This is a genomic window from Gloeothece verrucosa PCC 7822 (assembly GCF_000147335.1).
Lineage (GTDB): Bacteria > Cyanobacteriota > Cyanobacteriia > Cyanobacteriales > Microcystaceae > Gloeothece > Gloeothece verrucosa.
Map to the genome: position 1 here is coordinate 261,533 of NC_014501.1, position 14,032 is coordinate 275,564.

Genomic DNA, 14,032 nt, shown 5'->3' on the forward strand with positions numbered 1-14,032 from the left:
AGAAAATCTCAGACAGGGATTTTCAGACAATTTACAAAAGTTAACAATTAACGTGTAATTATGGCTCAAATGTCCGGCTCGGCTGATGTTCCCGATATGGGTCGTCGCCAATTCATGAACCTTCTAACCTTTGGTACCATCACAGGCATTGCGGCAGGGGCCCTCTATCCTGTGGTGAAGTATTTTATTCCGCCTTCTAGTGGTGGGGCTGGGGGTGGACTCACCGCTAAAGACGCTCTAGGTAATGACATTATTGTCAGTGAGTATCTCAGTACCCATAAAGAAGGCGAGCGCTCTTTGGCCCAAGGACTCAAAGGTGATCCCACCTATATTGTGGTAACCCAAGAAAAAACCATTGCCGACTATGGGATCAACGCGGTTTGTACTCACCTCGGCTGTGTGGTTCCTTGGAATGCCAGCGAAGAAAAATTTATCTGTCCTTGTCACGGTTCCCAATATAATGCCGAAGGCAAAGTGGTCCGAGGACCTGCGCCTCTGTCGTTGGCGTTGGTTCATGCGGATGTGACTCAAGACGATAAAGTCGTCTTTACCCCTTGGACAGAAACCGATTTTCGTACCAATGAAGACCCTTGGTGGGCTTAATGATGAACGGAACAGAACAGTGAACAGTTGACACGGCGGTACTTCGCGCTTCGCTATCCCCTGCTAGAGACTGATAAATTCCCAATTCTGGCTCGGTGTTGGCTGTCTCCTGGTTACTGATCTTAATGTGGGTTAATGAATAGAGAGTTTTAAAGAGTTAACGAACTTAGATGAGAACACCTCATTTCGCAGCAATTTGGCAAACAGGAAAGCAAACGATTTTTCAAGCACTCTTACTGGCGATCGCTACTCTTTCCCTGTTTTTAACAACAGATTTAGTCGTACCTCAATCGGCGGCTGCCTATCCCTTTTGGGCACAAGAAACCGCTCCAGAAACGCCTAGAGAAGCTACTGGGCGTATTGTCTGTGCTAACTGCCATCTAGCCCAAAAACCGGCAGAAATAGAAATTCCCCAATCAGTATTGCCCGATACGGTTTTTGAAGCCGTCGTGAAAATCCCCTATGACCATAGTGTTCAACAAGTTCTTGGCGATGGTTCAAAAGGTGGGTTAAACGTTGGCGCAGTGCTAATGTTGCCTGACGGCTTTAAAATCGCTCCCCCTGACCGAATTCCTGAAGAATTACAGGAAAAAGTCGGCGATTTATATTTTCAAACCTATAAAGAAGGCCAAGATAATGTTGTTATTGTTGGTCCTCTACCGGGTGATCAATACGAAGAGATTGTTTTCCCCATTCTCTCTCCAGATCCCGCTAAAGACAAAAATATTGAGTTTGGTAAATATTCCGTTCACTTAGGGGCTAACCGAGGACGGGGCCAAGTTTACCCAACCGGACAATCCAGCAATAATAACCTTTTCAAAGCTTCTGTAGCGGGAACCATCACCGACATCGTTTCCTTGGAAGAGGGGGGCTATGAAGTGACCATTTCTGGCGACAACGGGCAAGCGGTAGAGGCTATTCCTGCTGGACCTGAATTAATTGTCTCACAAGGGCAACAGGTAGCCGCCGGAGAAGCACTCACCAATAATCCTAATGTGGGTGGATTCGGACAGAAAGACACAGAAGTGGTGTTACAAAGCCCCACTCGTATTACTTGGTTGCTTGTTTTCTTAGCCGCTATCATGCTGGCTCAAATTCTCTTAGTTATTAAGAAAAAACAAGTAGAAAGAGTTCAAGCCGCAGAGATGAATTTTTAACCATTAAGCCTTAACCGCTTATGGGTTAATCGTTGATTCAATCTTCCTCAAATAATCTCAAGACACAGGCTTTTAGCCTGTTTTTTTGTGGAAAAATCCACTAACATTCTCATCTTAATTGAGCCATCCCCATTCCACTGTTCCCTTTTCTCTAAGATGACAAATATTCTCAATAAAAAAAGTTTGTTGCAAATAGTCTCTAATAATCGCTATCATTGTCAAGAGAGTAGGATTTCTTGAGAGAAAATTTAAAGATGCCTCCTTATACAGCCACTTCCCTCAAAGCTGAACTCAATGCCCGAGGCTGGCGCTTAACTCCTCAACGGGAGAAAATTTTGCACGTTTTTCAAAACCTTCCAAGAGGCAATCATCTTAGTGCAGAGGAACTCCATGAGCTATTAGATCAGCGCGGCGAAGCCATTAGCTTATCGACTATTTATCGTAGTGTTAAATTAATGTCACGGATGGGAATTCTGCGAGAATTAGAACTAGCTGAAGGTCATAAACATTATGAACTTCATCAACCCTATCCGAACCATCATCACCATTTAGTTTGTATTCAATGTAATAAAACCATTGAATTTAAAAATGATTCAATTTTGAAACAAAGTCTTAAACAATGTGAAAAAGAAGGCTTTCAATTAATTGATTGTCAGTTAACAGTAATGACGATTTGTCCAGAAGCTATTCGGATGGGATGGCCTTCGGCACTGCCGAGTAATTGGTCTTGCACCCGCGCTATCTCTGGAAACCAGCACCATGACAATTTGGAAGATTGGGAAGAGTAAAAAGTTAACAGTGAACCGTAAAAATTCGTCAATTAATCGTTGTTAACTGCTAACTATTTACTCATTAAGCAGAGCTTTCTAATTGAAACAAGAGTGCCTTTTTCTTCATCATTTGAAAAATATTGTAAAACCCGTTAGCACGGGAAGGAGTGAGACTCATTTTTAAGCCCGTTTCTTCAATAAAATCTGGGGTAACTGCCATAATTTCTTGAGGCGTTAAGCCATTGAGTCCTTCCACCAAAAAAGCCACTAAGCCTTTAACTAACTGAGCATCTGAGTCCCCTTGATACCATACCTTACCCTCTTTAAGATCGGCGGTAATATAAACTTGGGAGGTACAGCCAGAGACTTTATTTTCAGGTGTTTTACCTTCCTCGGGCATAGCTTCTAACTTTTTAGCGTACCAGAGGAGTTGCTCATAACGTTTTTTGGGGTCTGAGCGGCTCTTAAATTTTTGTACAATACGATCCAGGTTAGGGGGTAAAGGTGTGCTATCAGATGACATAGTAATAAACCTGTAGCTAATTAGAACGAAATTTTGTCACAACTTAAAAGAATTTGTCCAGTTGTTAATCTAGCTTAATTTTACCAGAAATTTAGGGTTTAAAGCCGAGTGGTAGAACGGCGACTTTTGAGACAAAAGAAATGTATTAGCGAGAGATATTGTCTCAGGTTTTTTAGGGAAATAAATCCTGATCAATATAGAATAAACCTAAAAATGATTTGAGTTCGTCTTAAACAGTGTTTGAATATAAAAATTAAAGTCTATTCACTTAAAGTCTATTTAATTAAGGATCATTGATGAATTTTAAAGAATTAGACCCACCTATTCAAGAAATCTTGCACTGTTATAAACCAGCACTGACTTATATCGGTGTGGACTTTTCTCGAGAAGACGTACAGGAAGCCATAGAGTATGCTTATGATGACCTAGAAGCGAGGCTTCAAAGCGTGATCGAGTATTGGTATTTTCTACAACATAAAAACCAACAGTTGAACTATCCTAGTGCCTGTCTGATCACGGCCCTTAGTGAGGGGTGGACTCCGAAAAATTGGCAACAGGAATACTTAGATAATCCCAATTTTAAAAGTCCTTGTTTATTATGGTGGGAGAAAGCCGCCGAAGTTTGGGGACAAGACAAGAGAAATGAATTAGTGGCCGATGTTAGCGAAACAGACGACGGTTATGAGTATATTCTATTTAGGTCAGGGAAAACCCTTTCTTTAAAAATTGCTCAGATTTGGGGATGGGAAAGAGTGCTAGACTATGGGCAAGCAAAAAGTGGACAAGCGGCTCTTGAGGATTTTTAAGCTGTTAAGTTCAGTTTTGACATTCTTTTAATGATAAATTTGCTAGGCTAGTAGATTGTAGGCATCATCAGATAGATTTTTAATTCATTCATCTATAATTTTCCATGACTCCTGATACAGAACTCACACCCGTTGATCAAGGCCAACTTCAAGCACGAACGATCCGCCCCATTGCAGCTAGTGCAATTTATGGCATTGCGTTTGACGGAGATATATTACTAGCAGTTGATCCGAGAAATGGCTATCTTCTACAGATAGATCCCTTCACGAATAATACTACCATCATTAATCCTCATAACTGGGACGATTTTATTGGGGCTACAGGGTTAGCGATCGCCGATGATACCCTCTGGTTTACAACCCGAGAAAATGTCTATTTTTGTCCGATTTCCCGACAAGGAACCACGATATCCTTGACTTATCCGGCTCAATTATTTACTCGTCTGAACTATCCGGTCAATGGGGTAGCTGTACAGGAAGGGGCTGTATATGTCACCTGTCAGAAAAGTGGAGATATTTATATTTTTAACCGAGAAAACGGCAAAGAAATTACCCGTTTATATGCTCCCGGCATCGGCACGCAAAATATTACAGTTAAGGGAGAACAACTCTGGTTATCTGATCCCCTAGAACAAACAATTTTCTGTTTGGATCGAGCAACGGGGAAAGAGATTTTTAGTGTCTTAACACCCTTTGAGTCTCCCACCGGCTTAGCTTTTCATCGTTGTCAAAAAACGGGAAAAGAGACTTTATATGTGGCTTATACCTATTCGGAACCTTATATCCGAGATAATCCTAATGCCGAACCCAATTATGAACTACAATACCGTGACCGCACCTTCATTCATCCGCTTTATTTCCGGTTAGATACTGAGAAAAAATATGCCCTTTCCAACGGTTATTTAATAGAAGTATCTTATGTAGAAGAATTAGAACCGTTAGATCCCTTTTTATTACCCAATGTAGAATGGCGCATTGCTTTACCCGCCGAAACAGACCGACAAAAGGTAAGAAAAGTCGAAGCCATCGGACTTCCTTTCACCGAAGAAGTACAAGAAGGACAACGGGTAGCTGTGTTCAAATTTGATCAGTTGACCAACAATGCTCGCTATGTTTTTGGCTGGAAAGCCATTTTAGAAGTTTGGAGTATTAAATATCAAATCAAGCCGCGTGAGTGCGAAAATATCCCAGAATTATCGCCGGAATATCAAGCGCGATATCTGATCGATAATGATGATTTAGCAATGGATACAGAAATTATTCGTCGGGCGGCAGAAGAAGCCATCGGACGAGAAACAAACTTATTGCGAAAAATGTATAGTATCCGAAATTATGTTTATGATCGCCTTTCTTATGGCATTAAACCTCATATTGATTCCCCAGATATAGCCCTAAAACGAGGTGTGGGGTCTTGTGGGGAATATTTAGGTGTATTATTAGCTTTGTCTCGCCTCAATGGAATTGCTTGTCGTACAGTAGGACGTTATAAATGTCCGGCTCATCCTTTAATGAAAAATTTGCCTTTACAACCGGATTATAATCATGTTTGGATGGAGTTTTATATACCCGGATTTGGCTGGTTACCGATGGAATCTAATCCCGATGATATCAATGAAGGGGGGCCTTATCCGACGCGCTTTTTTATGGGGTTAGCTTGGTATCATGCGGAGATGGCCAAAGATGTGCCTTTTGAAAGGTTATTGAGTAACGGTTCTCCCGTAAATAAAGAGCAGGTTTCTATCGGGGAGTTAGCCATTAATCATGTACAGTTTACCATTTTGGAAGAGTTAGACCCCAATCAATGACTCTAACTCCTGAGTCGGAGACTCCTGCTATATTTCTTAACTTTTTAGAACCGGTGTTGCCAATTCAGGATAACCCGCCTCAATTAAAGCGCGGTTCCGAATGCGGCAGGAGTCACATAACCCACAAGGTTCATCTCCCCCTTGATAACAAGACCAAGTATCGGCAATCGGAACTTCCAAACTCATTGCACGACGGACGATATCAGCTTTTGAGTCTTTGACTAAAGGAGCCATTAATTGAATCGCTTTTCCTTCTACTCCCACTTTAGAAGACAAACTGGCTAATTTTTGAAAAGCCTCAATATATTCAGGACGACAGTCAGGATAACCGGAATAGTCCACCGCATTAATACCTAAATAAATGGCTTCTGCGCCTTTTGCTTCTGCTAGAGAGAGGGCGATAGCAATAAAAACTGTATTGCGACCCGGTACATAGGTATTCGGGATCAGATTAGGTTTAACCCCATCGGTAGGCATATCGATCAACTCATCCGTCAGAGAAGAACCGCCCCATTGAGACAGATTAACATCCATAATATAGTGAGATTTGATGTCCAATGCCGCCACAACTTTTTTAGCCGCTTGTAGTTCTCGTTGGTGGCGTTGTCCATAAGACAAAGAGAGGGCGATCACCTCATAGCCATCCGCAAGGGCGATCGCGGCGCTAGTGGCTGAGTCTAAGCCACCCGATAATAAAACAACTGCGAGGGGTTGATTCATGGTTAATGATTAATTATTCTGGCCAGTAATCAATATTTAAGATTTGCTCTTGAGTAAAAGGGCAAATTTCAGGAAATATTTCTAGAGGTAAATTGGTCTGACTAGCGGCTAATTGTCTGCCATGACCATAACACTCATCAAAAACTTCAGCCACATAAAATTTTAGACTAGGACAATCTGAAAAAATTTCTTGTAGTCTTAGACGATGTTTAATGACGATAGACTGATAGCTTTCAGAACGCACAGAGGGTTGATATTGATATTGAAGTAAATTCATCAACAGAACTCGAAGATTACTTTTAAGGGTATTTTGAGTTCTTCTGGCAGTTCCTTCAAGTTCTTTAATTAAATTATCTAGATCAATTTGCTCAAAAGACCTATCTTGTAATAACTTAATAGTGATCATTAACCATTGATAAAAATCTCGTTCATAAAGAGAACTTGGGTAATTAAAAGTTGGGTTTTGTAAAATAGCCATAATTAGAATAAAGGTAACAAACCATTAACGAACATTTAGAAATTTATGAGTTTGTAAACTCATACGCCATTGAGGATGCTTTAAAACAAATTCAAAAATTAAGGCTCCCGAGTTAGGGGTATTCCATTCGGGTTGAAGATATTTAACCACCGTTGAGGGCAGTTTAGCGGCTTGGCGTTGCGCCCAATGTAAATCTTCTTCATTGGCAATTACCACCTTAAGCTCATTAACCTGCTCATAGATACTTTCGTGGGGTCGCTTATAGGGTTTAGGAGAAAAGGTGACCCAGTGGAAGTTACCGCTAAAAGGATGGCTCCCAGAGGTTTCGAGATGAACCCGTAGTCCTAAAAGTTGTAATTCTCGGGTTAGAGGAATTAGATCGTGCATTAAAGGTTCGCCACCGGTAATCACCACTATAGCCGGATTAGCCATTTTAGCTGACTCGAGTAAATTTTCCACTGACTGATGGGGATGACGTTTAGGGTTCCAAGATTCCTTTTGATCGCACCAAGGACAATAAACATCACACCCTCCAAGGCGAATAAAAAAAGCACTGACTCCAGTCCAAGCTCCTTCACCCTGAATTGAATGAAAAGTTTCTACAATAGGATAGGTACAATGGGTTAGGTTAACAGTTTTCATAAAATAGGCCGAACGTCAACTAAAATGGAGTTTCCAACAGATTTTTCTACCTATACTTTGTGGTCAGCTTATCTGACTGTAGCTTTCCTCCTTTTTACCATTATTGCGTTTATCTTTAAATGGGGATTTCGTTTTCGCTTAGTGGGCGTTACGGGTTTTATGGGGGTACTAACAGGAGGGTTATTTGCTCTCGGACTAGGACTATATACCCGTACCGAAGTGCCTGGCTCCGTGCGTTATGCTTTAGTCTATGATAACGGAGCCAATCAAGCAGTGATTTCTGTTGCCGATCAAATTAATCCTTCACAAGTGGAAGCGACTCTATATCAAGCTTCCGATGATTTATTTTCTTTTGGTAGAGCCGATCGAGAAGGTCAGGGTAAGCTGACTATCCGTCTGAGGACTCTTGTCCATCCAGAACCGGGGCTGTCTATTCCCCTCTATCTCGGAGAAGTTAAACGTTCCTTAAGAGTTCGAGATGATGAGCAAGTTCAAGTGACAATTTTTACTGATAAGTTTGCTCAATTACCTCAAGATAATAACAGTTAACAGTTCATCGTTAACAGTTAACAGTTAGTGGGTTGTCAGTGTTCAATGATTAGTCATTTCTGTTGACTGTTAACTCCTTTCTCAGTTTTTGAGTTGCCTCACTGTTGCCCAAAAATTTAAAAATACCGTCATGAAACAAAAAACACCTCAATTGTTAAATTCAACTGCAACTATTTTACCTCCCCTAATGATTGCTCCGACACAAGTGTTAAGAGGGGAAAATATTTTATTGCAGACTGGGGAAGCGATCACCCGTTTGGGAAAACGTCCTCTGATTGTTGGGGGAAATCACACCCTAAATTTAGTCGAACCTCGTTTAAAACCGCTTTTTGATCAGCATAACCTCTGTATCTCTACAGCTAATTATAGCCCTGATTGCTCAGAAAATTCTCGGAAATTTCTTAAGAATTTAGTCAAAGAGCATCAAGCTGATTTAATTATTGGGGTGGGTGGGGGTAAAGCCTTAGATATGAGCAAATTATTAGCCGCTCAATGTCAACTGCCTGTGGTGACTATTCCCACTTCTGCGGCAACTTGTGCGGCTTGGAGTGCCTTATCTAATGTTTATTCAGATCAGGGGGCTTTTTTATATGATGTGCCTTTATCTCGCTGTCCTGATTTATTGATTTTGGATTATGATTTGATTAAAACTGCTCCTCAAAGAACCTTAATAGCCGGAATCGGAGATGCACTGGCTAAATGGTATGAAGCATCAGTAAGTAGTGGGAATTCTAGCGCCACTTTAATTATTTCTGCGGTGCAACAAGCGAGAATTTTAAGAGATATTCTTTTGCAAAAATCTGAGAAAGCACTCTCTACTCCCGGCGGCGAAGAATGGCGTGAGGTGGTAGATGCTACGGTTTTAGTAGCTGGAGTCATTGGAGGTTTGGGAGGAGCAAATTGTCGTACTGTGGCGGCTCATGCTGTCCATAATGGCTTAACTCACCTGCCGGCGGCTCATGATGCCTTACATGGAGAAAAAGTGGCTTATGGGATTTTGGTACAATTGCGGCTAGAAGAAATGGTACAGGGTAATCAATTGGCTGTTTCTGCTCGTCAACAGTTATTAAAATTTTATGATCAGATTGGTTTACCAAAAAGTTTAGAAGATTTGGGGTTAAAAAATATTACTTTATCTGAGTTGCGTCATGCGGCTGAGGTGGCTTGTAATCCTAAGTCCGATATTCATCGTTTGCCTTTTACGGTGATTCCAGACGAGTTGATGGCGGCGATGGTTTCTACTACGGTTTTACGCGAAAGTCGCCGAGAGCAAGATGTTAAAAGTTTGGATTAAAATTACGGTGGGCTTTGTCCCACTACTTTTTTATCCTAATAAAAAAAACTGAACCTCCAAAGCAAACTAAGGCTCAGAATTTTACTTTTTTTCTAGGAGAGAGACTTTGGTTGACGGGTAAGCATCAATCCACTTAAAAACAAGGCTAGACCTACTATCGTGCTTGGTTCAGGAATTTCTCTAGATGTCGCGCTGGGTGCAGGTGCATTAGTATTAGATAAACTCGGTTCACTTAGGTCAGTTCCATATTGGAAACGAACATTTTTAATCGAGTTGAGTTTAAAGTCAGCCGGCAAATTCGATAAAACGAAGGTTACGCTATCTTTGACAAAAGTTCCTTTTTTCACTGGGTTATTAGCATCAGCATTGACACTCTTGATAATGCCGTAATTAAATTGCTGAGTACCCCCATCCTCGGAAAGATGAAACCCTGGAGTGATCCCAAAGCCGGCAGTTCCTAGTCCATAATGCTGTGTTACTTGCGGACTTGCATTGCCACCCAATCCTGTAGAGACAGTAGTAGATGAAAAGCCCCATAGCTTGGGGGTTGCAAGATTGACATTGGTTGCCGTGTTATTACCGTTGATGACCGTTGGGGCTGTAGCTGAAAACAAAGATAAGCTAGGATTGCCGGTAAGATCCCAAAAAACCCCTGTCAGTACATCACTCGGTTTTGAGACGGGGTTCAAGTTTTCCAGGGTTATTGTTAACTTTCCTGGGTTAAGACTGTCATCAAAGGTGGCTTTTGCTGATAAAGAATTGGAAGAAACTGAGTTAGTACCTGTCCCTGTAACAGAGATTGAAGCGGCTTGTACAGGAGTTTGCCAGGCTAGTAGTACAGGTGATAAAGCCACACCAGCTATCCATAGTGCAGGTTTAATGATGTTAACAAACGATGGTTGATTGAGAAATTTCATTAATAGCTTTTTCCTTCTTTAATAGCTGATCAACTCAGTGTTTTTCTTTAGCTAAATTACTCTATATGATTTAAATTAGTTAAATTAACTTAAGCGATTCCACTTAAATCTATTTGTAACAATTATTTTTACATTTGTCAACATTTTTTTACAAAATAAATTTATGATAAATTCTTGCTAGTGTTTGATATATTCTTAACAAAATATCCCGCTAAAGTTCTGACTCAAAAGCCGCCTCAAGATATTGACTGAGGGTTAATTGATAGCCTTCCCAAAAGACCGGCTTACCTAAACTAATATCTGATTTGATGGGTTGATTGAGGTCACACTTTTTCTTTTTATAACTCACTATAGCAACATCAAAACGACAAGGTAAAAGAGCTAAATTCGGGTATTCACCTAAAAATAATCCTGCACTTCGGATAAGTTTAAGTTGTTTTTGCGTGTTAATTGCTAATAACCCGTCAGCATCCCAATTGCCGCTACTGCGTGTTTTAACCTCTATAAATGCTAAAGTTGGACAAGTTAAGCATTGAGCAATGATGTCAATTTCTCCCCAACGACAACGCCAGCGATGATGAAGGATAGACCATTGTTGCGCTTTTAACCATTCTAAAACTAATTTTTCTCCGAGTTCACCAATTTTAGTCATTAGTCGTTAGTAGTTAGTCGTTAGTTATTAGTTATTAGTTATCTTTTCCCTTACCAATCATCATCATTTCTTCTGACGTAAACTTCTTCGGTTTCTTCTTCTTGTTCTTCTTCGGGATCTTGCCATTGATCAGAAAAAGGTTTAACCACTTTATTAATAGCATCTGAAATAAAGGCTTTGATAAACTCATCCTTGCGGCTTAACTGAAACTGTCGCTGCACAACTTCGGTAATTCCTCCATCTCCCCAGTCTTGATCGTGGCGGAAATATTCCACAAAACTTTTCCCGGCAATACGGGTTAAATAAGCACCTGTTACTGCTTGTATGGCTTTCCCGACTATATAAGTGGCTACCTGAAACTGTAAGGCTCTTGCTAATAATTCTACGGCTCCTTTAACCACTCCTAAACTGACCAACGTTTTGCCTAAAGATAAGGCTAATTCTTTTCCTCTCTCGCTATTAATTTCACAGTTATAAACCTGACCAATTTCGATCACCATTTGGGCGTTAACGGCGGCGGCGGCTAACATATCCACAACCGGTAAAGGTGTAACGGCAATTACTCCGGCTCCTATCCATTGATAACGGTCTATAATTTTATCAGCTTGTCTTCGTCTTTGACTATCAATAATTTTTCTAGCTTCTTCTCCTAATCGTTGCGATTGCAATAAGATATTATCAGCAATTAAATCCTCTCCCTCTGCCCGTAAAATAGCCGCTAACCGTTTAATTAAAGGAATAATATCCGGTTCAGGTTGAATGAGTTCTCCATTTTCTAATTGCACGGGTTGAGGGTTAGCCGCCAGTGCCACAATATCAGCCGCATTAATAAAGTCTTGTACCCGTTGTTTTAACTGATTTAAAATGACTTCTTGATCTTCATCAGAATACAGATCAGTTTTGTTAAAAATCAGTAGGGATCGTTTACCAATTCCTACTAACATTCGCAGGGGTTCATATTCAGATTGACGTAAATCATTATCTATTACAAATAAAAGTAGGTCTGCCTCAGTCGCTAACTGTCTGGCTAATTGTTCTCGTTGTGTTCCGGCGATGCCGGCTTCTAAAATTCCTGGAGTATCGGTAATTAAAATTTCCCGAGAAATCCCTTTTAATTTAAGCCGATAAGTTTCGCCTATCTGAGTGGTTCCCATAGTGGCCTCAACATTACCCACCATTTCGCCGATTAAAGCATTAACCAGAGAAGTTTTGCCGGCTGAACCGGTGCCGAATACCACTACTCGCAATTCTCCTCGGGCTAAATTAGCTTCTATTTCTTGCGATCTGCTTAATAAGGCTTTTTGAGAAACTTTATCCTGAATTTGCTGCACTTGTCTTTTAACAGCTTTCAGATTTTCTGAGGCGGCCTCGGTTTTTTGTTGGGGAAGTTTAGCGGCTATACGACGGTAACGGGCCTTTTTACTGGACTGTTTTGGGGATGAGAAAACATTGAAGTAATAGAAGAACCCATAAATAATGCACCCAAGTACAACAATCAACAACCAAACCATCAAATGAGCCAATAAAGGGGAACTCCAGGCTATTTGGCTGTAGAGTCTGTAAATCGAATCAATTAACCACAAAAGTAGTCCCAGAAGGATTCCTAGACTAATAATTAGAGTCAGTAGGCGTGGCAGAGGCATTTTCGGTTAGTCAGCAGTCATTAGTCAGTAGTCATCAGTGATTTCTCACCGAATCATTTTCCTACACTTTATCGAAAATTGCGGGTAAAAACCTCGCCCTTCTAGGGCGAATTTATAGACTTAATGAAATCTCTCAAAACCTCCGACATCGTAATATTTAATTTTTGAGCGTAGTTTTTGAGCTTCTCATATTCTAGCTCATTGATATAGAACTGTATTTTCTTCATTCTTCTTGTCATAAGGCTTGATTAGTGATATACTCCTACATAAGGATATAATACAATTGCAATGAAAGCCAGGTATCAATTTCGCGTTTACCCAACAAAAGACCAACAGATAGCCATCGCTAGACTGTTTGGTTGTTGTCGGGTAGTCTGGAATGATGCCTTGAGTTTTTGTCAAGAGAAATATAAGCAAGGAGAGAAAAAACCCAGCTATGGCGAACTGTCTAAAAGGTTAACTCAACTTAAGAAGAGTAGCGAAAAAGAATGGTTAGGGGAAGTGTCTTCTATCCCCTTGCAGCAATCATTAAAAGATTTAGAACAAGCTTATTCTAACTTTTTTAAATCTTGCAAAGGAGAGAGGAAAGGGAAAAAGATAAAGCCTCCTAAATTTAAGAAGCGTAAATCGAGACAGTCAGCCAAGTTTACCGATAACGGGTTTAAGGTAAGACAACACAATGTCTATCTCCCAAAGATAGGTAAACTACGAATTGTTTGGACTAGACCCCTGCCTTCTCCCCCCTCATCAGTCACGCTGATTAAAGATAGTGCTGACAGGTATTTCTTGAGTTTTGTAGTTGAGATACATCCTGAAAAGTTGCCCGACAATGAGCAATCTATTGGAATTGACTTGGGTATTATTGACTTCGCCACTTTTAGCAATGGTGAAAAGGTCAAAGCCCCTAAGCCCTTAAAGAAAAGATTAAAGAGGCTCAAGAAGCTACAAAGGAAATTTTCTAGAAAGAAAAAAGGTAGTAAACGGCGTGAAGTAGCTCGTAAAAAAGTAGCTAAACTCCATGCCAAAATAGCTGACACTAGAAAAGATTTTCTTCATAAACTATCCACTAGAGTTGTGCGTGAAAATCAAACTATCGCTCTAGAAGATTTAAATACAAGTGGGTTAATGAAAAACCGTAAACTCGCCCGAGCCATATCAGATTTGGGATGGTGTACCTTCCGAGATATGTTAACAGCTAAATCGGAAAAATACGGGCGTGATTTACGGATAATTGACCGATGGGAGCCAACATCACAAAAATGCTCGTGTTGTGGGAAAAAGGGAGGCAAAAAAGAACTTTATGTTAGAGAGTGGCTTTGTCTTTTCTGTGGCACATGGCATGACAGGGATGTGAATGCAGCTAAAAACATTTTAGTCGCGGGTGGACTATCCGAGACTTTAAACGGAGTGCGACTCGTTCAGTCGAAATAAGCAGTAATACTTAGGGATGACTGACATCTGATGAGTAACCAT

Annotated in this window: 15 protein-coding genes; 8 read left to right on the forward strand and 7 right to left on the reverse strand. The window is 40.6% G+C overall.

Features of this window, described 5'->3' with window-relative positions; all coding sequences use genetic code 11:
• The first annotated feature begins 60 nt into the window (after positions 1 to 60).
• From petC to CYAN7822_RS01140, 3 genes are all read left to right on the forward strand, one after another.
• Entirely contained in the window at positions 61 to 603 is a 543-nt protein-coding gene (gene petC, locus CYAN7822_RS01130; RefSeq protein WP_013320395.1) for a cytochrome b6-f complex iron-sulfur subunit, read from the forward strand.
• A 170-nt stretch (positions 604 to 773) separates the two neighbouring features.
• Complete coding sequence (gene petA, locus CYAN7822_RS01135; protein WP_013320396.1) at positions 774 to 1,760, forward strand: cytochrome f; 987 nt, start codon at positions 774 to 776, stop codon at positions 1,758 to 1,760.
• Between the two features lie 254 nt (positions 1,761 to 2,014).
• Positions 2,015 to 2,548 (forward strand): ferric uptake regulation protein, encoded by a 534-nt coding sequence (locus tag CYAN7822_RS01140; protein ID WP_013320397.1) that lies wholly within the window; start codon positions 2,015 to 2,017, stop codon positions 2,546 to 2,548.
• A gap of 64 nt (positions 2,549 to 2,612) precedes the next feature.
• On the opposite strand, the gene CYAN7822_RS01145 is transcribed toward CYAN7822_RS01140, so the two are convergent.
• Positions 2,613 to 3,053 carry a SufE family protein gene (locus CYAN7822_RS01145; protein WP_013320398.1) on the reverse strand — a complete coding sequence of 147 codons (441 nt, stop codon included), beginning with the start codon at positions 3,051 to 3,053 and terminating at the stop codon, positions 2,613 to 2,615.
• Positions 3,054 to 3,349: 296 nt separating this feature from the next.
• On the opposite strand from CYAN7822_RS01145, the gene CYAN7822_RS01150 reads away from it, so the two are divergent.
• Positions 3,350 to 3,859 carry a hypothetical protein gene (locus CYAN7822_RS01150; RefSeq protein ID WP_013320399.1) on the forward strand — a complete coding sequence of 170 codons (510 nt, stop codon included), beginning with the start codon at positions 3,350 to 3,352 and terminating at the stop codon, positions 3,857 to 3,859.
• Positions 3,860 to 3,963: 104 nt separating this feature from the next.
• A complete protein-coding gene (locus tag CYAN7822_RS01155) occupies positions 3,964 to 5,664 on the forward strand; it encodes a transglutaminase domain-containing protein (protein ID WP_013320400.1) in 1,701 nt (566 codons plus the stop codon).
• Between the two features lie 36 nt (positions 5,665 to 5,700).
• Here the strand turns inward: CYAN7822_RS01155 and queC are convergent, their stop codons facing one another.
• The 3 genes from queC to CYAN7822_RS01170 are packed head-to-tail and all read right to left on the reverse strand — an operon-like array spanning position 5,701 to position 7,504.
• Positions 5,701 to 6,384, reverse strand: coding sequence for a 7-cyano-7-deazaguanine synthase QueC (gene queC / locus CYAN7822_RS01160; RefSeq protein WP_013320401.1), 684 nt, complete (start codon positions 6,382 to 6,384; stop codon positions 5,701 to 5,703).
• A 13-nt stretch (positions 6,385 to 6,397) separates the two neighbouring features.
• A complete protein-coding gene (locus CYAN7822_RS01165; RefSeq protein ID WP_013320402.1) occupies positions 6,398 to 6,862 on the reverse strand; it encodes a DUF29 domain-containing protein in 465 nt (154 codons plus the stop codon).
• A 24-nt stretch (positions 6,863 to 6,886) separates the two neighbouring features.
• Positions 6,887 to 7,504, reverse strand: a complete 618-nt coding sequence (locus CYAN7822_RS01170) for a 7-carboxy-7-deazaguanine synthase QueE (protein ID WP_013320403.1) — start codon at positions 7,502 to 7,504, stop codon at positions 6,887 to 6,889.
• Between the two features lie 24 nt (positions 7,505 to 7,528).
• Here CYAN7822_RS01170 and CYAN7822_RS01175 point away from each other — a divergent pair, with 24 nt between their 5' ends.
• Together CYAN7822_RS01175 and CYAN7822_RS01180 are read left to right on the forward strand one after the other, a co-directional pair.
• Positions 7,529 to 8,053: a Ycf51 family protein gene (locus tag CYAN7822_RS01175; RefSeq protein WP_013320404.1), complete on the forward strand. Its 525-nt coding sequence runs from the start codon at positions 7,529 to 7,531 to the stop codon at positions 8,051 to 8,053.
• A gap of 130 nt (positions 8,054 to 8,183) precedes the next feature.
• Positions 8,184 to 9,347, forward strand: a complete 1,164-nt coding sequence (locus CYAN7822_RS01180) for an iron-containing alcohol dehydrogenase family protein (protein WP_013320405.1) — start codon at positions 8,184 to 8,186, stop codon at positions 9,345 to 9,347.
• A 92-nt stretch (positions 9,348 to 9,439) separates the two neighbouring features.
• Here CYAN7822_RS01180 and CYAN7822_RS01185 read toward each other — a convergent pair whose 3' ends face one another.
• The 3 genes from CYAN7822_RS01185 to CYAN7822_RS01195 all read right to left on the reverse strand — a co-directional run bounded on the left by CYAN7822_RS01185 (position 9,440) and on the right by CYAN7822_RS01195 (position 12,559).
• A complete protein-coding gene (locus CYAN7822_RS01185; protein ID WP_013320406.1) occupies positions 9,440 to 10,264 on the reverse strand; it encodes an XDD4 family exosortase-dependent surface protein in 825 nt (274 codons plus the stop codon).
• A 211-nt stretch (positions 10,265 to 10,475) separates the two neighbouring features.
• The gene (locus CYAN7822_RS01190) at positions 10,476 to 10,916 is read right to left on the reverse strand and encodes a YraN family protein (protein WP_013320407.1); all 441 of its coding nucleotides are present in this window, start codon (positions 10,914 to 10,916) and stop codon (positions 10,476 to 10,478) included.
• Between the two features lie 50 nt (positions 10,917 to 10,966).
• Entirely contained in the window at positions 10,967 to 12,559 is a 1,593-nt protein-coding gene (locus CYAN7822_RS01195; protein WP_013320408.1) for a GTP-binding protein, read from the reverse strand.
• Positions 12,560 to 12,847: 288 nt separating this feature from the next.
• Between CYAN7822_RS01195 and CYAN7822_RS01200 the strand changes: the two genes are divergently transcribed.
• Entirely contained in the window at positions 12,848 to 13,990 is a 1,143-nt protein-coding gene (locus CYAN7822_RS01200; RefSeq protein WP_013320409.1) for an RNA-guided endonuclease InsQ/TnpB family protein, read from the forward strand.
• Positions 13,991 to 14,032 lie beyond the last annotated feature (42 nt).

Bases quoted from the DNA above. Each gene is read 5' to 3' on its own strand.
- petC (WP_013320395.1), top strand. From the start codon at position 61: ATGGCTCAAATGTCCGGCTCGGCTGATGTTCCCGATATGGGTCGTCGC.
- petA (WP_013320396.1), top strand. From the start codon at position 774: ATGAGAACACCTCATTTCGCAGCAATTTGGCAAACAGGAAAGCAAACG.
- CYAN7822_RS01140 (WP_013320397.1), top strand. From the start codon at position 2,015: ATGCCTCCTTATACAGCCACTTCCCTCAAAGCTGAACTCAATGCCCGA.
- CYAN7822_RS01145 (WP_013320398.1), bottom strand. From the start codon at position 3,053: ATGTCATCTGATAGCACACCTTTACCCCCTAACCTGGATCGTATTGTA.
- CYAN7822_RS01150 (WP_013320399.1), top strand. From the start codon at position 3,350: ATGAATTTTAAAGAATTAGACCCACCTATTCAAGAAATCTTGCACTGT.
- CYAN7822_RS01155 (WP_013320400.1), top strand. From the start codon at position 3,964: ATGACTCCTGATACAGAACTCACACCCGTTGATCAAGGCCAACTTCAA.
- queC (WP_013320401.1), bottom strand. From the start codon at position 6,384: ATGAATCAACCCCTCGCAGTTGTTTTATTATCGGGTGGCTTAGACTCA.
- CYAN7822_RS01165 (WP_013320402.1), bottom strand. From the start codon at position 6,862: ATGGCTATTTTACAAAACCCAACTTTTAATTACCCAAGTTCTCTTTAT.
- CYAN7822_RS01170 (WP_013320403.1), bottom strand. From the start codon at position 7,504: ATGAAAACTGTTAACCTAACCCATTGTACCTATCCTATTGTAGAAACT.
- CYAN7822_RS01175 (WP_013320404.1), top strand. From the start codon at position 7,529: ATGGAGTTTCCAACAGATTTTTCTACCTATACTTTGTGGTCAGCTTAT.
- CYAN7822_RS01180 (WP_013320405.1), top strand. From the start codon at position 8,184: ATGAAACAAAAAACACCTCAATTGTTAAATTCAACTGCAACTATTTTA.
- CYAN7822_RS01185 (WP_013320406.1), bottom strand. From the start codon at position 10,264: ATGAAATTTCTCAATCAACCATCGTTTGTTAACATCATTAAACCTGCA.
- CYAN7822_RS01190 (WP_013320407.1), bottom strand. From the start codon at position 10,916: ATGACTAAAATTGGTGAACTCGGAGAAAAATTAGTTTTAGAATGGTTA.
- CYAN7822_RS01195 (WP_013320408.1), bottom strand. From the start codon at position 12,559: ATGCCTCTGCCACGCCTACTGACTCTAATTATTAGTCTAGGAATCCTT.
- CYAN7822_RS01200 (WP_013320409.1), top strand. From the start codon at position 12,848: ATGAAAGCCAGGTATCAATTTCGCGTTTACCCAACAAAAGACCAACAG.